The sequence below is a fragment of the Pseudoalteromonas sp. CnMc7-15 genome (assembly GCF_022347925.1).
GTDB lineage: Bacteria > Pseudomonadota > Gammaproteobacteria > Enterobacterales > Alteromonadaceae > Pseudoalteromonas > Pseudoalteromonas ruthenica.
The window spans coordinates 503,499-521,300 of sequence record NZ_JAKRFT010000002.1 but is presented as its reverse complement, the minus strand read 5'-3'; the positions used below and the strand labels follow the sequence as shown (position 1 = coordinate 521,300).

17 protein-coding genes and 1 tRNA gene are annotated in these 17,802 nt (G+C 51.4%); 17 read left to right on the top strand and 1 reads right to left on the bottom strand.

Translation table 11 applies throughout. The annotated features are described in order from the left end of the window. Position 1 precedes the first annotated feature (1 nt). Together MHM95_RS06130 and MHM95_RS06125 are read left to right on the top strand one after the other, a co-directional pair. A complete protein-coding gene (locus tag MHM95_RS06130) occupies positions 2–1,570 on the top strand; it encodes a DUF935 domain-containing protein (RefSeq protein WP_239384705.1) in 1,569 nt (522 codons plus the stop codon). Continuing rightward, positions 1,563–2,906: a phage minor head protein gene (locus MHM95_RS06125; protein ID WP_239384704.1), complete on the top strand. Its 1,344-nt coding sequence runs from the start codon at positions 1,563–1,565 to the stop codon at positions 2,904–2,906. The genes MHM95_RS06130 and MHM95_RS06125 overlap by 8 nt, the downstream gene beginning before the upstream one ends. Here the strand turns inward: MHM95_RS06125 and MHM95_RS06120 are convergent. Continuing rightward, a tRNA-Ala gene (locus MHM95_RS06120) sits at positions 2,899–2,973 on the bottom strand. The genes MHM95_RS06125 and MHM95_RS06120 overlap by 8 nt on opposite strands. A gap of 123 nt (positions 2,974–3,096) precedes the next feature. Between MHM95_RS06120 and MHM95_RS06115 the strand changes: the two genes are divergently transcribed. The 15 genes from MHM95_RS06115 to MHM95_RS06045 all read left to right on the top strand — a co-directional run bounded on the left by MHM95_RS06115 (position 3,097) and on the right by MHM95_RS06045 (position 17,748). Further along, complete coding sequence (locus MHM95_RS06115; protein WP_239384703.1) at positions 3,097–3,555, top strand: phage virion morphogenesis protein; 459 nt, start codon at positions 3,097–3,099, stop codon at positions 3,553–3,555. Positions 3,556–3,808: 253 nt separating this feature from the next. Next, complete coding sequence (locus tag MHM95_RS06110) at positions 3,809–4,993, top strand: phage protease (protein ID WP_239384701.1); 1,185 nt, start codon at positions 3,809–3,811, stop codon at positions 4,991–4,993. Between the two features lie 13 nt (positions 4,994–5,006). Continuing rightward, complete coding sequence (locus MHM95_RS06105; protein WP_022944657.1) at positions 5,007–5,387, top strand: hypothetical protein; 381 nt, start codon at positions 5,007–5,009, stop codon at positions 5,385–5,387. 7 nt (positions 5,388–5,394) lie between these two features. Then, positions 5,395–6,288 (top strand): Mu-like prophage major head subunit gpT family protein, encoded by an 894-nt coding sequence (locus MHM95_RS06100; protein ID WP_026111073.1) that lies wholly within the window; start codon positions 5,395–5,397, stop codon positions 6,286–6,288. 68 nt (positions 6,289–6,356) lie between these two features. Continuing rightward, entirely contained in the window at positions 6,357–6,818 is a 462-nt protein-coding gene (locus MHM95_RS06095) for an HI1506-related protein (protein WP_239384699.1), read from the top strand. 2 nt (positions 6,819–6,820) lie between these two features. Then, the gene (locus MHM95_RS06090; RefSeq protein WP_022944660.1) at positions 6,821–7,249 is read left to right on the top strand and encodes a phage protein Gp36 family protein; all 429 of its coding nucleotides are present in this window, start codon (positions 6,821–6,823) and stop codon (positions 7,247–7,249) included. Next, positions 7,249–7,671 (top strand): hypothetical protein, encoded by a 423-nt coding sequence (locus MHM95_RS06085; RefSeq protein WP_239384697.1) that lies wholly within the window; start codon positions 7,249–7,251, stop codon positions 7,669–7,671. Before MHM95_RS06090 ends, MHM95_RS06085 begins: the two co-directional genes overlap by 1 nt. Beyond that, a complete protein-coding gene (locus tag MHM95_RS06080) occupies positions 7,668–8,423 on the top strand; it encodes a hypothetical protein (RefSeq protein WP_239384696.1) in 756 nt (251 codons plus the stop codon). The genes MHM95_RS06085 and MHM95_RS06080 overlap by 4 nt, the downstream gene beginning before the upstream one ends. 60 nt (positions 8,424–8,483) lie before the next feature. Beyond that, positions 8,484–12,002 (top strand): tape measure protein, encoded by a 3,519-nt coding sequence (locus MHM95_RS06075; RefSeq protein WP_239384695.1) that lies wholly within the window; start codon positions 8,484–8,486, stop codon positions 12,000–12,002. Further along, positions 11,999–12,370 (top strand): hypothetical protein, encoded by a 372-nt coding sequence (locus MHM95_RS06070; protein ID WP_239384694.1) that lies wholly within the window; start codon positions 11,999–12,001, stop codon positions 12,368–12,370. The genes MHM95_RS06075 and MHM95_RS06070 overlap by 4 nt, the downstream gene beginning before the upstream one ends. Positions 12,371–12,381: 11 nt before the next feature. Continuing rightward, entirely contained in the window at positions 12,382–14,508 is a 2,127-nt protein-coding gene (locus tag MHM95_RS06065) for a hypothetical protein (RefSeq protein WP_239384692.1), read from the top strand. Continuing rightward, positions 14,505–15,470, top strand: coding sequence for a hypothetical protein (locus tag MHM95_RS06060; RefSeq protein ID WP_239384691.1), 966 nt, complete (start codon positions 14,505–14,507; stop codon positions 15,468–15,470). The genes MHM95_RS06065 and MHM95_RS06060 overlap by 4 nt, the downstream gene beginning before the upstream one ends. Further along, on the top strand, positions 15,471–15,791 hold the full coding sequence (locus MHM95_RS06055) for a hypothetical protein (protein WP_239384689.1): 321 nt from the start codon (positions 15,471–15,473) through the stop codon (positions 15,789–15,791). After that, on the top strand, positions 15,792–17,531 hold the full coding sequence (locus MHM95_RS06050; protein ID WP_239384687.1) for a hypothetical protein: 1,740 nt from the start codon (positions 15,792–15,794) through the stop codon (positions 17,529–17,531). After that, positions 17,524–17,748, top strand: coding sequence for a hypothetical protein (locus tag MHM95_RS06045; RefSeq protein ID WP_022944500.1), 225 nt, complete (start codon positions 17,524–17,526; stop codon positions 17,746–17,748). The genes MHM95_RS06050 and MHM95_RS06045 overlap by 8 nt, the downstream gene beginning before the upstream one ends. Positions 17,749–17,802: the final 54 nt, after the last annotated feature.

The following is a 17,802-nucleotide window of genomic DNA, read 5'->3' as shown; positions in this document are numbered from 1 at the left end:
TATGCTAGTAGATATTAATGGTGATCCGCTTTCGTTAGATGACTTAAACGAACCTCAAAGCGAAAACAACAGTCGCGTTGCGGCGCTCATGCAAGCGTTTGCAGAGCACCCAACACAAGGACTCAACCCTGCCAAACTGGCGCGCCTTCTTCGCGAAGCCGAGCAAGGTAACTTGGCGGCCATGGCCGACTTAGCCAAAGACATCGAGGACAAAGATGGCCACGTGGCGTGTGAAATTGGTAAGCGCCGCCGCGCCATTGTGGGCTTAGATTGGCATGTTCGCCCACCGCGCAATGCTGATGCGGCAGAGAAACGCGATGCAGAAATGCTGGCTGAAATCATAGAGGATGCAACGTGGTTTTATGATCTGTTATTCGACTTTACGGATGCTATTTTAAAAGGCTTTTCAGCAAACGAGCTGCAGTGGGACTACATCGAGAAGCAGCAAATAGTCACCGGCTACGAGTTTCGCGACCAGAACCTCTTCAAAACACACCCTGAGAACCGTAATGAGCTGCGCTTAAATGATGGCTCTCACCTAGGGGAAGCGCCCAGGGCCTTTGGCTGGGCAATGCATACCCATAAAAGTAAATCGGGGTATATTCACCGCACCGGCCTGGTGTCGGTGCTGAGCTGGCCTTTCCTATTTAAGAATTACTCGGTGCGCGATTTAGCCGAGTTCCTAGAGATTTATGGCCTGCCGGTGCGCCTGGGCAAGTATCCAAGTGGTGCCACCCAAAAAGAGAAAATGACCCTGCTGCGAGCTGTGATGTCCATTGGCCATAACGCTGGGGGGATCATTCCTAAGGGCATGGAGATAGACTTTCAAAGTGCAGCCAATGGTCAATCCGATCCCTTTGAAGCCATGATCCGTTGGTGCGAGCTGACACAATCTAAGTCCATTTTAGGAGGTACGCTAACCAGCCAGGCGGACGGTAAGACCAGCACCAATGCCCTGGGGAATGTGCATGAGAATGCTTTTAGCAGCATTACAGCCAGTGACATTCACCAATTAGAGCAAACCATTAACCGCGACATTCTCTACCCGATGTACGCGCTCAATGGCAAAAGCTACAGCGGCAACCGTCGATTACCGCGCTTTGAGTTTGATACTTCAACCACCGAAGCCATGCGCGATTTAGCTTACCCTCTTCGCTCACTGGTGCAGCTTGGCATGAAAGTACCACAAAGTTATGTACATGACCGCTTGGGTATTCCGCGTGCTAAAGAAGGTGAAGACGTGCTTGAGCTGCCAAGCGAGCCGCTTCCCAGTGGCTCTGTGGGTAATGCCGCACTTAAGTCACAGGCATTGGCAGTGCTACGTACTGAGCATAAAGATGGGGCTAGCCAAGAGCAGCTTAATGCGGCCATTGATGAAATCACTTCCGGCAATGTACAACCAGAGTATACGCAACTGCTGCAGCCGCTGATTGACTCGTTAAACCAAAGTGAAGAGCTTGCTGCAATCCAATTGGCTGAGCAGTACCCAATGATGGATCAAGATGCACTGACAGACATGCTCACGCGGTTATTCTTTGTTAGTGAGCTATGGGGCTCTATAGATGCCTAGTTTACTTAGTATCGCGTTTGATAAGCCCCCTGCAGACGCGGTGGCCTATTTTAAATCTAAGGGCTACGCCGTGACGGACGAATGGCACGATATGCTTACCCATGCCCACAGTAAGGCGTTCACTGTTGCACGGGCATCAAGCATGGACGTTTTAAGTGCGATTCGCTCTCAGCTCGATCAGGCACTCAGTGATGGGCTTACAGCCAAGCAATTTAAAGAGCAGCTGACGCCCACGCTACAGAAGCTGGGTTGGTGGGGCAAAACCAAGAACGACCAGGGCGATGAGATCCAACTGGGTAGCCCTCGGCGCTTAGATACGATTTACCGCGTTAACATGCAAACGGCCTATATGGCTGGGCGCTATCGGCGGCTATTAGCGCGCAGTAAAACCCACCCTTATTGGCAGTATGTGGCCATTGATGACGGGGTAACACGGCCTGAGCATGCCCGCTTACGTGGGCGAGTATTCCGATGGGACGACCCAATATGGTCTGTCATCTATCCGCCCAATGGGTGGGGCTGTCGTTGTCGAGTGCGTGCGCTCACCGAAGCTCAGGTTCGTGAACGAGGCTTAACGGTCGAAGACGGAAGCGGCTACATTCAAGAGTTTGATGCTGAGCTGATCAGCAAAGAGTCTGGTGAGGTTAAAACCGTGCCTCATGCTCGCGTGAAGCTCCCAGGCGGTGATGTCATGACACCGGATTTAGGTTGGGCCTATTCACCTGCGCAAAGCAGCTTTGGCACCGATGTCGCCATCGCCAATAAGATTGGCCGCGTCGACGATCCCCTTCTTCGTGCGGAGGTAGTCCAAGCGCTGAACAACTCACAGGCCCGTCATGAAGCATTTGAGTCTTGGGCGCAAGACAGTATTGCCAGGGTTGAGCGATTCCAAAAAGCGAAAGTTGATAACGACACTGCACAGTTAAAAGCCAATGGGCCAAGACCACGCCATAAAACCGTTGTGAGCTTTCTACCCGATGAGGTTAACGAACAGCTGCGCGCAAAAGGAGTGGATGCTGCGCGCACCGTGGTGGTCAGTGAACGCGCATTGGCGCATGCCCACAGTGAAAAGCACCAGGCAGCGCAACGCTCACTGAGCTTGAGCGAATACGCTAACTTAGCCCGCTACATCAACGACCCCAACACTCAAGTGTTGTGGGAACCGGCTAAAGGCGAATTACTGTATGTTGTTCGCCAGGGGCAAAGTGCTATTAAAGTTGTCGTGCGCTTTAACGATAAAGCGACTGGGCTGGATGCAGTGATTAATATGTTCAAGGTGGATATCGACGCGATTGAAGCGGGTATCAAAGGTGGGCTTTATGATGTGTGGCGGTAGGGTGAGAATCGAACTCACATCACAGTCGATGCGCAACTGCCCCTTACCAATCGGGGTACACTACCGCCATGAGTAATTATCGTACAGTTTAGGTTGGGAGTCAAAGCTGCTGAAAGCACACTAGCAGCGATGATTTAGGGTAGGAAATGCAGATTAGTGTTGCCTTTTAAATTTAGTTTAAGGATATGAAATGTCAAAGATAGCCATCGACATTCTAGGCGCAGAGAGTATCGATACATTGCTTAGTATTGCTAACAGCTTTGATGACCTCAGCGAGCCGATGAATGAAGTCGCAGCAATTATGGAAGGTGCAACGGAGGATGCATTTGCTGATGAGGCAAGCCCTGTCACAGGTGAGCGCTGGGAAGCGTTGAGTGACAACTACCTAAAAGCAAACCCCAAGCGTGTGGGTGGGCAAATACTTCAGGCCAGTGCTGGCGGCCTCGCTGCAAGCATTGAGGCAGACAGTGGCGCATTCTGGGCAGAGATTGGCAGCAACAAGCCTTACGCAGCTATTCATAACTTTGGCGGAACCAGTGATATGGCTCCTGGCCCTGCGGCTATTCCAGCTCGTGAGTACTTTGGGATTAACGCTGAGAATGAGGACGACATATTCAACGTTATAGCTTCGTTTCTTTCATTCAATTAACTTTATTGTAAGCCACTCTAAGAGTACAAAGAAAGAAATTAGTATCTGTGTAAGCTTTCTTAGAGTTATTGCATTACAGAGGCTTTTAAACACGTTTTAAACGGTGTTGGATTATCTAAGTGTGGTTAGCTAAACTTTAAATCAGGGAGCACACTTCAATTACGCTCTCACTTTCCCGAAGCGTCGCACCACCAACCAAAAGAAAAAATAAACAATACTGGCATCAAGTTAATCCCTTGGTGCCAGTATTTTTATGTCCACTCGCAAACAGCAATGCCTCCCTAAACAACCAGGAACCGCCCACACGGAAGTGAATCCAATCGCCGCACTCACTGCGCGCGATGATGACCACGTTGGCTTTGCTGCTTGTCGCTTTGTTGCCGATGTTGATGACGACGGTGTGAGCGAGCGTGTACAAGTCATGCCCGATGGTGAGTTTCGTGCTCACGATGGCCGCCCTCATGATGTGCCTACCGGTTCATGGCTACTCGACAGCATTGCTTACGAGGCGATTCTTGCGCAGCTCAACCTACGAAAAAACGAATTCCATTTTGATTATGAACACCAGACGCTGCATGCCGATGAGAATGGCCAACCTGCTCCAGCTGCTGGGTGGTTCAGCCCCTCTGGTATCGAGTACGTACCAGGCGAAGGCCTTTTTGCCCTCAATGTTAAGTGGACATCACGAGCTGCTCAGTACCTTCGCAATGATGAGTACCGCTATATCTCACCGGTGTTCGCCTACAACAAGCAGACTGGCCGACCAACCAAGCTACTCCATTTCGCACTGACCAACGAGCCTGCTGTTGATGGCATGAAGGCCGTTGCTGTGTTGAAAAACAACTCCACTCCAAAAGAGGAAACAACCATGAACGAAGCTCTGCAATTGCTCGAGCTGCTGGGTGTGACTGTGCCGGAAGGCCAATCACCAACGGCTGAGCAATACCAAACCGCGATGGCCGCATGCAAAGCCATGAAAGATAAAGCCGACTCTGTAGAGACGCTTGGCCAGCAGCTATCAGACGCGAATGAGCAAGTCGCCTCGCTGAAAGCTCAGGGCACCGGCTCTGTGGATTTAGGCGAATACGTGCCCCGCAAAACCTATGACTCGTTGCACCAGGAGTTCGTCGCACTTAAGGGCGAGAACAATGGCCTCACGGTTGATCAGGCGATTGAAGCGGCTAAACAAGAGGGCCGCATCCTTGCCGCCGAGGTTGAGTACTTCACCGATTTTGGCAAACAAAAAGGCATAGCTGCGCTGAAGGCCCAGCTCGATGCCCGCCAGCCTGTGGCCGCTCTGACTGCACAGCACAGCCAGGTTCCTGGGTCTCAGGACAAAAATAAGCAAGAAGGTAATGACTCTGAGCTGAGCTCAGAAGACATTGCCGTGCTTAAGTCCTGTGGCTTCGATGAAGAAACATTCAAGCAAAATAAATAAGGAGTAGGCAGTTATGTCCTCTATCGCAAAACGTGCGGGCTTGCACCGTGCTTATCCACTGGCTGCCTCTGTCAGCCTTCAAGGAGAAGAGCCTGCCATCTTAAACGCAGCAGGCTTACTGGTGAACGTCGGCGCTGTGGGTATCTGTGCTGGTATCACTCGCTTGGCGGTTGATAACAGTCAGGGCGTAGACAAAGCAGCTAAGGCAACGGTGGAAATTGGCGAGCATCTATTTCGCAATGCCGGTGACATCACTGAGGCCAATGTCGGCGAGACAGCTTTTTTTAGCGCGGTAGACACAGTGTCTATCGATTCTGCAACGAATACCCGCTCCACTGCTGGCACCATTATTGAGGTGGCGAGCAACGGTGTGTGGGTGGAACTGGGAGTTTAAAGACACTATGCAAATCACGGCCAACACCTTACGTGCGGTTTACACCGCTGTTAAAACGGCTTTTAAACAAGGTCGAGAGACCTATAAGCCGACTTATACGCGCATCGCGACAGAAGTTAATTCTACGACTGCCACAGAGACATATGCATGGCTTGGCGAATTTAGCCGGTTGCGCAAATGGATTGGTGATCGTCAGGTCAACAAAATGGCGATGCACTCTTACTCGATTAAAAATGAGAAGTTCGAGGCCACTGAGGGCATTGCCTCTGAGTACATCGAAGATGATCAGCTCGGTATCTTAATGCCCAAGTTCCAAGACATGGGCTATGCGGCAAGTACTCACCCTGACGAACTGGTGTATGAATGCCTCGCCAAAGGCTTCACCTCGCTGTGCTATGACGGTCAAAACTACTTTGATACTGAGCATGTTGTCGGCGAAGGCGACAACGAAAAGCTTGTCTCCAATATGCAAGACGGCACTGGTAGCCCCTGGTACTTGCTTGATACTCGCCGCCCTCTAAAGCCGCTTATCTTCCAAAAACGCAAAGACTATAAGCTCAGCGCCAAAACCGATGCGGGCACATCAGATCATGTGTTCATGGCGGATGAATACCTCTACGGCGTTGATGCCCGTGTGAATGCCGGTTATGGCTTTTGGCAGCAAGCCTATGCCTCAAAAGCAGAACTAAACGAAAGCAACTTTAATACGGGTGTCGAGAAGATGATGGGCCTTACATCAGATAAAGGCCGCCCGCTGGGCATTGATCCTGATGTCTTAGTTTGTGGTCCCTCAAATCGCAGCAAAGCCAAAGCGCTAATTGAAGCTCAGCAAAAGGCAAATGGTGCCTCTAATACCAACTACCAAGCGGTTCAGGTGTTGGTGGTTCCTTGGCTCCCGTAGCGACGCGATTATTCATTTAAAGCGGGGCTCGCTCCGCTTTTAACCTAATTCAAAAGGCAGGATATGAAATGTCAAAAGAAACTCAGAGTGATGGGCCTGCTGGCCTTGTCGTTATCAACCCACGAGATCAAGTCTATCGACGCTGCGGGTTCAAGTTTGCACCTGGTAAGAACACCTTCGATGCCTCAGCATTCACCGACGAGCAAATTGAAGCTCTTGGCCAAGATCCACACATCACTGTGCAAGATAAAAAAGCGAGCCAAAGCGCTGTATCGAAATCACACGTGGACCTCCCAAATTTGGGTGAGCTTGTAGAGCTGGACACAGTAGACGATGCACTCAAGCCCATTGTGGCCATCATGGTCGAGAAGGCGTTTGATAAAAAGCCCAATGTTGATCAGGTCGCATTCACAGCCCCAGGCGAGCACGACGGTGATGAGCCTAAAACGGTGAAACCGAGCGCAGCGCAACGTGATGAAGCGTGGCAAATCATCGTAGATGCTGTTGCTGCTGCCAACGGAGGGGCGTAACCATGGCGTATGCAACAGTGGCTGACATGTTAGAGCGCTTTGATAAGCGCGATATGGTCATTCTCACAGCTCGCGAGGCCTCCAACCCTGATGAAGTGAATGTCAGTGTGCTCGAGCAAGCCCTAAGTGATGCCAGTGCGGAGATTGATGGGTACTTAGCGGGGCGTTACTCCCTGCCTCTGGCCTCGGTGCCAACCATCCTAGTGAGTCACTGTTGCGACATTGCCCGCTACCGCCTCGGCAGTGACCATGCGCCCGAAGTGGTCAAAGAGCGTTATGAGAATGCGCTGAAGTTCTTGCGTGATGTCGGCAAAGGAGTCTTGTCTTTAGGCACGAGCAGCACGGGTGCAAAGCCTGATACCGGCGATACGGCCATCATACACTCCAGCGGCAGTGTCTTCTCGCGTGAAAAATCCAAAGGGTGGCTGTAATGTTTGAGATTGCAGATGATTACCTTGCCGCTGCCCCACATATTGAGACAACGCTGAGCTCAGTGCCAGGTGTTTTTAATGTGGCGCACCTCAATAACCTCACCGAACTGGACAACATTACCCGTGCACCGGCGCTGTTTTACCTCTACTACGGCGACCACATAGACGAGACAGTGATGGCTGGAAATAACATGAAGTTCCGCCAGACCTGGCTCGTGATAGTCGTTGACCGTATGGGAGAGCGTGCCCAGTCAGGAAAATTAATTGCAAACACCATTCGCGCACTCGCTGGCAAACGCACTGGCCCTGTCGGCCCGTGGAAGCGAGTGAATACCCCAATCAAACCGAAGTACGACAAAAGCCACGGCTATTATCCGTTGGCCTTTACCACTGAAATGAGAATTAAAGGAGCCAAACCATGAGTGATGGTATCTATCTAGCGGCCAACGTCTTTGTTGATCGTCTCAACGAGCAAGGTCAGTCTATGGGCCAAATCATTGGTCCCATTAACACCACCAAGCTCTCTATCAAAGCAGAAGCGGAATCTAAGCCGCGTATATCAAATAAGAAGGCCTCCAAAGGCCAGGCACTGGATGACATTAAAATAGCCAAGCCTGCAGCAATCGGTTGGGAGTTTGACGACCAACCTGCTGAACTGGTGGCAATGGCCTTAATGGGTGAAGTGCAAACCATTAATGAGGCGTCAGGGACACTCACAGATAAGCCGGTCACGCTTCCGGCCAATAACTCGTGGGTGGCGGTTGGTCACAACAACTTTGCCTCTGAGGGGTTAGTTGTTTCACAAGCCGCCACGGAGTTGGTGATGGGCACAGACTACGAGTTCAACTATGCGTTGGGCTTGATCCGTGCGCTGCCGGGTGGTGCTGTGAATGGCGGTGGCTCAATTACCGTATCAGGGCAGTACAACGCGGTTTCCGGCAAACGCATTCGCGGCGGCACGAAATCGCAAACACGCCTACGTCTATTTGGTGAAGGTGAAAACCTCACTAACGGCAAGCGCATGAAGTTTGATATTTACGACGCATCGATGATGCCATCCAGTGAGATGGACCTAAGCGGCAGTGATTATGTCAGTGGCGCTTTAGAAGGAACGGCCAAGCTGCCTCCTGGCAAAAATGAGCCTTACGTCGTGGATGAGTTAACAGACTCTTAATTACTGGCAAACCTCCAGGGGCGCTCGCCCCTTTTTCCTCTTTTTAAACCGAGTTTAAACATGGCAAATAAAACGTTAGAGCTAGCCCTTCGTGTTGTTGCTGAGGCAACGGGAAAACAAAACCTCACTGAATTAATTGGTGAGTTGCGAGGCATTGCCAATAGCGCTGACGAAGCAAACCCCGCTGCAGCCAAACTAGCTAATGAGCTTGACCAACTCGGCGACCAATCAGATTTGATCCGCTCTTTTGAGCAATCCAAGCGCGAACTCGAAGAGCAAGAAGTTGCGGTGTATGCCGCTGCCACAGCGCTTGAGAAATTACAGCGCGACGCCAAAGACACCGACAAGCCCTTTGTTGACTTGGGCCGTTCTTTGGATGCAGCAGAGAAAGATCTGGCGCAACTACGCCTGGAACTGGTGAGTCATGCTGATAAACACCTCAGCTTGCAAAAGCAACTTAGTAAGTCAGGGGTAAACACTAAAGAGCTGCAGCGTGAAAAACAGCGACTTGCTGCTCAATGTGATCGCACTGGCCGCGCTGTTGATGATTTAACACGTGACTTGCGCGAAGGCAGTGCTGCACAACAAGCGCATGCTGCTAGCCTCGGCAATGTTGCGGGCCAAGTTGCAGCATTAGCGACGGCGTATGTTGGCTTAGACCGTGTAGCCCAGGCTGTAGGTGATGTATTTCGCACCGGTGATAAGTTCGAAAAGTTGGGTGTCCAGATGTCGGCCCTTATGGGCAGCATCGAGGGCGGGGAAACCGCCACCGAATGGGTAAAAGAGTTCACCAAGAACACCCCGCTGCAACTGGGTGAAGTCAGTAAAGCGTTTGTACGCCTCAAAGCCTTCGGGTTAGATCCAATGGATGGCACATTGCAGGCCATCACCGATAGTGCCCTAAAACTTGGCGGCTCATTCGAAGAAGTGGAAGGAATTTCACTGGCCCTTGGCCAAGCCTGGGCTAAGCAGAAGTTGCAAGGTGAGGAAATTCTGCAGCTGGTTGAGCGCGGTGTCCCTGTCTGGGATATGCTCGCAGAGGTAACAGGCAAGAATTCTAAAGAACTAGAAAAGCTATCTAGCGCGGGCAAATTAGGCCGCGAGACAATTGCTGCGCTAATTGACGAGATGGGGCAAGCGAGCACGGGCAGCGCTGCCGCACAAATGGCGTTGTTCAGTGGCCAAGTATCCAACGCTCGCGACAACGTGGAGCAGTTTTATAACCTCATCGCTCAGTCAGGGGCGATGGACTGGCTCAAAGGCCAACTCACCGACATTAATGAGCAGTTTGCAGAAATGGCCGCTGATGGGCGCTTACAGGAATGGGCGCAAAGTATCAGTGATACCATCGTAACCACTGGCGAGGCCATCAAAGCCACCGGCGAAACGCTGTATGAGTACCGTGAAGAAATAGCCACAGTGGCCAAAGTGTGGCTCGCACTGAAAGTGGGCAGCTATTTCAGTAATGTTATCCAGGGCGCGACAGCAGCAATGACCGCGTTTGCTCAGTATCGTGCGGCGATTGTTACCACAACAGCCGCCACCGAAGCGGCCACAGTGGCTGCAGGCAAGTTTAATAAAATGGCGGCAGGCATTGGTCGCGCGGGACTGTACACCGTCCTCATTAGCGAGCTCATTGATTTAGGTGGCGAGTATGGCAACTTACTCAACATCGAGGCCAAGCTGGCTCAAAGCCAACGCGATGCTGCTATCCAGGCCCGTATTCTGGCCGATGAATTTAAATACATCAGCGACCAAACACGACTCAATATCACCAACCAAGAGCAGCTAGAGGAAGCTCTGGAGCGTGGCCTTATCATCATGGATGAAGCCACCGGCGCATACCTCAACATGGCCGACCATCAAGCCAAGCTGGCTGCATCAGCTAGCGAAGCTGCCGAGGCGGAACGCCAACGCCAAGAGATGCTGGCTCTGTCCCTGCCGCAAGCGCTAAACGTCATTCAAACACTGGAACAACAAGCGCAAAACTTAGACGGTGTGCGTGATGGTGTGGATGGCTTCATTCAAAGTATTCAATCAGCTCGCACGGCCGTCCAAGGAGCTGGTGCGCAGTATCAATCGCAGCTCGCTGTGCTCGATGCGCTAGAGGCTAAATTTACCGAGCACAATGAAAGCCTAAAGCGCCAAGCGTATCTGGCCAATGATGTGGGGGCCGCTTACAAAGAGCTTGGGATGACGGCGGGTCAAGCGCTCACAGAGGCAGCAGAGCGCGCACAAGGTGCCTTTGAGCTTATCCAGCAATCCAATGAGCCCGTCGCTTTGCAACGCGATGCCTTCTTAGCCTGGGCTGACGCAGCCGTGGCCGCTGCCAGTGCCACAGACCAAACTGTCCCCGCAAGCGTCCAAGCAGCTGCCGCCGCACTGGGGCTGACCACCGAGTTACAAAAGCTGATTGCTCAGGCGAATAAGTTAAAGCCTGTCGTCGACACCAACAGTGAAGCAGTTAAGCGCTACCAGCGTGAAATTGCTGCCACGAATGAAGCGATGGCCACGAACCAGCGCGTAATTGATAGCGCCACCGCCTCTGCAGAAGACAAGAAAAAAGCAACTGAAGCGCTGGGCGAGCAACAGGAGCGGCTAACTCACCTCACGGAGGATTTGAATCATGTTCAGGCCTTGGAGATATCGACCCTCGGCGAGTTAAAAAAAGAGAAGGAACGACTCAATAGCGAAGTGCTTAAGCTGAACGCGCGGTATGAGCACAGCAGAATCACTGCAGAAGAGTACACATATCAGAAAGAGCGCCTCGGCGAGATGCTGCGCACGGTGGACGGCTTATTGGGGGATTATAAACATGCCCAGGATGAAGCGACGAAATCAACAGAGCGTAACACCCGGGCGACGCGTGAGCAGTCCAGGGCCAATACCGAAAATGCGCGAAGCCTGGCAGAGCAGCGCCGAGCACTGGACCAGGTAGCACAAAGTGCCAGCAGAGCAAGCTCAGCTTATAGCTCCTACGGGAGCAGCAGTGGCAGCGCCGGTGGCGCAAGTTCTTACGCAACACCGAATGTCTCGGGTGCCAGCCGCTCTGTAAGCACCTTTGACCTAAGAGCCCAAAAAGAGAAACAAAACCATGAGCGTATGGTGCGAGCTGAATATGATCGCTTCGTGCGCAACATCAACGAGGCCAGCTCAAACAATGCGCTGAATGAGGTATACAAACGCCTTAATCAACAGCTTACTTACGTTGGTCGCGCTCAGAAATCAGAGCTCAACGCCATGATACGGGCACGACGGGATGCACTGAAAGCAGCCCGTCAGGCAGAGCGTGATGCACGCGCAGCGCAACAAAGCCAGACTCAGCAGTCACAACCAACGACGCCATCACGCCCACAAACACGCTCCAGTACGTCTGAATCACAGTCATTTAGTGACACACAAATCAATGAACTGGTGCGCTCTCTTAAAGCGCTCACAAAAACACTTGGGGGCGATGGTAACGCGATGCAGCGTATTGAGCTGGCGTTGCCAGGAGGCGTCAATGTCGAGGCATTCATGCGCCAGCATGCAGCTGAAATCTTGGTTGAAGAACTAGAGAAATTAAAGGCAACCCTATGATTGAGTTTTTAAATTATCAGCTTGATAACTTCGTGTGGACAAACCGTTTTGGCTTTTCGGGTGTCGCTCAGCAAGAAGAACGTGGGCTCAATGGCGCGTTTCATATTGAATCGACACCAATAGACGTCGGTAGACCCATCACCTTATCAAGTCAAACCGCTGAGCCTGCAGGGCGCATCATGCCGCTTATGGAGCTGGCGCGCACGACATTGGGCGCTTTTCCACTGGTTATTAATGGCGTGAGTTACACCGTCAAGTTCTATCACAACCCCAATGCAGTGGTCATTCAGACTGATCCCGACTTTTTTTACTCTGATGCAGATCCTGATTGGTTCGCCAACGTGACACTGCACTTTATTACTGTTTAAACGAGGTTTAAATGCGTAACGCACTTAAAATATTCAAACCTGAATTGCTAGGCAATGCGCCTTTCGCCGGTGGCCATCGCACCCCTGAGGAAGTCGTGAACGGCAAGCTTAACGATATATTTAGCTCGATTTCCGATGTTGACCATGCGCGCGGCTCTTTCGACTTAGTGAAGCTTTACCCCGCCGTTGCCACCGCTGACCAAGCGCGCTTTCAAGATGCACACATCTTTGTATCAGATGAGCCAGATGATGAGCTGGTCAGTACGCTTGTGATAGAAGCACCGGCACTCAATGACACCACCGAAATGGCCGAAATGCGCCAGCTGCTGGCGGCCCCTGATACACGCTATCACGGTGTTGCGCTGACCACAGCTGAGGCTTCCGCCCAATCGGCTTTAGTTGAAAAAACGCAGACCCCGCTTTTGCCAGTAACGCAGCGCGTGGTGCCGAAGATTAAAAACATAGTGTATCGGCACAGTGCGAGCACCAACGGCACCGAGTTCTTACGTCAGATCATCTTTGAAGCGCCGACAACGAATGATATTGCATTCTTTAGTTTTGAAGTGCCCGATCTATTCACGCTAAAACCGTATTATCGCGCTGAATATTACGGCCGCTTTGGCGGCATGAAGCGGTTGGAGCCGATAGACAGCAGTCAGGATGCGGAGCAGCTTTCAGTCAACGATGGCGTCGCGAGTGCAACGCTACAAGTAGCTCTGGGCGCGGGTAATTCGTTTTACTTCTATTACTACTCAAGCGATGACTATCGCTATCATCAATACGCGCTTGATAACACAATGACACTCAGTGCTGATGAGGCGATTGTGCCTGGAACCTGGCGCATTAAAAAAGCCGGAGATACAACGGTATACACTGATAATGGCTTTGGCGTGTTTTACGATAGTGATGGTGCGCCGTTTGCCCAGGGTAACTATGAAACCGGCGAGCTCTCGCCAGCGGCCAATGTCGACACTGTTGGGACACAAGCGGATGATTTGGGCGCAGTGATTTTTATGCGCAACGCAACGAACCAGGGCTATCGGCGCGAGTTTTCATTTAACGTGGGCACAGAGTCGTTTGTGATGAACTCGTTTTACTTGCGGTGCACACTCGCAAACGGCTCTCAGTTTAGCGTCAGCGCTACAGACACGGGGGAAATCACACACGCGAACATCAACGGCACCATCAACGCCAATGGCGATGTGAGCTTATCAGCGGCCTCTGGTGTCGATATCACGCACCTCGAGTACGACATTGATTGGCTAGAAGAGCATGTGATCAACGCTGACTGGCTGCACATTGACCCGAACAGCCTCCCGAATAACGGGCGCGTATCAATTTTTCATGTGAACAATATCGTGCGTATTCAGCACCATGACGCAGTTGAGCGCCCGTCACTCGCCCCAGGTGACACCGTGCAAGTGCTCACAGAGGCGGCACACGTTGAGCTCTACGATAAAGACTGGCAGCGGCTTTACACACCCGATGATGCGAACTTTAGCTATGACAAGACTTCGGGCCTTGTCACAATCAATGCGGGTATTAGTTCATTTACTGGCCCATTCACAATAACCAGTGTGCAATCTGAGCTTGTGACAGTCGACCATATCAATGATAAAGAGTTGCGCTTTTTAACGCCGCTTACGCGCACATACCCGCCTGGTTCACGCATTTCCAGTGCCTATGTCCTCGGTGATTTACAGGCGCTTCCGAAGGATGAGCGCACCATTGCCGCATGGCAAAACGATTTTGGGGCGAGCTCACCGCCTGGCAGTGCCTCACTCAATACCACGCAGTATCCAATTGAAACCACCAACCTTGGCGCCATCAATCAGCGCTGGGCGGTGGTATTTGACAGCGAAACCGCTTATCGCGTAATCGGTGAGCACTTAGGTGTGGTTTACTCGGGCGACATTCTCAATGATTGCATTGTGATGAACCCCTTTGTGCAAGCGCCGTACTTCATCATTCGCAAAGAAGCATTCGGGGCTGGGTTGTTACCTGGTGAGGCATTCTTATTTGAAACGCTTTCTGCAGCACCGCCCATCATGGTCAGTCGCGCGGTGAACCCAGGGCACAGCTCAATCGAATACGATAAATCAACTCTATCACTACGAGGCAATAGGGACTCACTATGACGCAACCAGTAACCGTTTACCGTTGGGATGACGTGGGCGCACCGCAAGTCGTTGATGGCCGCCCAAGCGAGTATATTGAGATATTCAAAAAGTGCCTGGTCGAGGGCTATGGCACTAAGCAGCCTTTGGGGTGGACAATAGCCGAGGAATCAACAGCACCGCTTTTTATCGCCTTTCAAAATGATACAGCGAGCGGCGGAACAGGCGGCACGTTGATGCTTGATGCTCCAAGCAATGCGCCAAGTGATCCATTAAAGATACAGAGCGCTTTGGACTTTGCCAGTCGAGGCAGCTTTTCGCGCCCAGGCTTCTATTTTGCGATAGACGCAGGTTCAACCAATCCAGACTATACCGCTAAGAACTGGGTGATTATAGGCACGGCAACAGCATTTTATATGTATGCTTTTACGCCTTATAGAGCAAACCAAAACTATCAGCAAACCACTTATTCCCCCTCATTCTTCGCAGGCGACCTCCATTCATTAATCCCGAATGATCCGGGCCGCTTCACGGCCTTCACGGGTGAAAGAGATAACCTGCAGACGCGCTGGAGCGGCACCTTAAATTACAAATTGGTTGATGCATCCCCAGGGGTTTTAATGAAGCTATACCCTGCAGATGGCGGTGAAACGACAGTGTTAATGACTACCAGCAGTATCTTCGGAATTTATTGTGGCAATGGTGATTCTTCACTCTATTCAGCGGAGCCAGAAATCACAACTCTTTGTCCTCTGTATGTGGTAGCCGAGGGTTCCTATAGCAACGCCCCCACGATGAATAACGTCGTATCGCCATATTGCCGCGCGCTGCTCCCTGGCTTTTTTGTATCAGGCCAAGTGGGATACAGGAATGTAGGGTATCAACCTTTCACCAAAGCGATTGATAACCAGCAGTACATGCAAGTGCCAGCGGGGAATAGTAACCGCAATAGCGGACTTTGGATCAACATGGAGCAATGGTAAATGCACGTTGTTTCAATCAAGAACGCCATCCCTGAAAATGTGATTCAAGTGGGGTTTGTCCGCGTTGATGCACAACAAGAAGCTGAGCGGCTAATGTTCTTAGACAGAAACACAGGCGGGCTTTTATTTCATTGCGGCACTGGCACCGGCATTGTTGACCGCTTCGTGCCGTTGAGCTACACGGTTGACCCTGTATTGATGGTGGTCATGCTCGATGACGATGCGCAATACAGCGGCAAGATTTTCGACTTAGTCCAAGCAACCACTGTGGACTTGGCCACTTTTAACCCAGCCGATCCGTTTCCCGAACAAGGTGCTTAAATGTTCGTTAAACTGCGTTTTTCTGCCGGCTATGAGGTTAAAACTAGCCCCCTTATTATGCGCTTCGGCGATGATGGTGGGCCGGTTGACCCGCCTGAGCCGGTACTTGTTGAAACAGGCCAAGAGTGGCATGTGCCGTGGCGCAATGGTCTGGCGATTGAGTCTGCAACAACGCAGCGGTGGACAAGCTCGGCCGAGCAGCGCGACTTCACACACGCTTGGCAGACTACCGAGGCTGTGGGCCAACAAATACAATGCGCATGGCTCAATGGAGAGCCCATTGGCAAATATTATCAATTAGCGTTTTCAAGTTCACACCCGCTCACCGGCACAGACTTTACCTGGCGCTACGCTTCACTACTACCGAGCGAGCAAACAGCATGGCACATGCGCTGGCGAACCAAATCACCACTCTCCGGCACAGACTTTACATGGCGTTGGAAAGCAGGCCCACTCACCGGCATCGATGCAACGATGGAGTGGTGGCTAAGCCCTCATGAAGTTGGCCAATCAGTGCTGATGCACTGGGGGCCGTATCCGTGGCAGTGGATTTGTTACTGGGTAGCGCACCCATTCGCAGGGGCTGTTAAGCTGCGCTTTGATGAGCAAAGCCAGACGCATACGGGCGCAATCTCGATGCGTTTCGATGAGCCACACAAAGTGTGCTACTGGGGCTTGCCTGGTGGCGACCAGCGAGGCTGGGACGATGTACCAACAAACGATTTAAAGGTGCCTATTACAGCACCCCTTGCAAGGAGTTACCTAATGCAGCCTACCTTTAGTTGTGTGCGTGTAAGCGACGAACTGCCCATCATTTTGTCATCATTCAAATACCAACACAGTCGTGGCCAGTTTGCAGCAACGGCCAATATGCGCTTTATGACCAAAATAGACTTTGAGCGTGCGATCGGTGAGCTGCTGCGCATTCAAGTCAATGGCTATGAGTTCTATGTCGTTGTCGAAGTTGATAGCAGCCAATTGAAGTTCAATAACTACAACTACACAGCCACAGGGCGCAGCCGTATTGCAGAGCTGGCAACGCCATATCAAGCGCCAAGGAACTACTCAAACGCGACGACCAAAACCATTGCGGGGATCATGAGCGGCTTACTCAGTGATGGTTGGACACTCGACAATAAAATGATCGACTTTCCTGTGCCGGAGCGTGTATTTAACGTGTTAAACAAAACACCAGCCGAGGCACTCAACCATGTCGCGCGCAGCATTGGCGGCATGCTTTTATGTGATGATGCAACCAAAACAGTCAGTGTGGTGCCGCTGTGGCCCGTGATGCCTTGGGATACCGCAGACGCAACGTGTGATGTCATTCTAAATGAGGCTGTCATCTTAGAGCACAATACCAATAAAGTGGTGGCTCCAGAATATAACGCCATCCATGTGCGTGGCGAGCAAGATGGTGTGAGCGGGCGGGTAAAGCGTCGTGAGACCTTGGGTGATAGATACGCCCCTGATGTAACAGAGCCCCTGATGACCGATGTGCAGGCCTTGCGTCAGCGCGGTAGTGCAGAGTTGGCCAACAGTGGAACCAAGGCCCAAAGCTCTATCAAGACACGCATTGCGGCTTGGCTTCCTCCTTTAAGGCCTGGACAATTAATTGGTATTCAGTATGAGCAGTACCTTTATAAAGCAACATGCAATGCAATCAGCATCGATGTGATCATTGCCCAAAACGGCGCACTCTCTATAAAGCAATCAGCGGAGCTATTGAAGAATGTCTAACCCATTAAGTAGGCTAACGTCTGTACTCGCCAATAAGCAACGTACAGTTGTTGAAGTAGTACAAGTTCATGCTAATGACACCACAACTGTGCGCCACACTGACAGCAGCGAGACCACAGCAATTGGATCATCGGTGGCAAGTGGTAAAGCATACTTAGAAGATGGCAGGATAATCGGCCCAGCACCAGACCTACAATATTTTGAAGTCGAAGTGTAATAGCGTGTTAGTCTAGAGTTGTTGCGATTATGAAAACATTAATGTAGTTTCAAG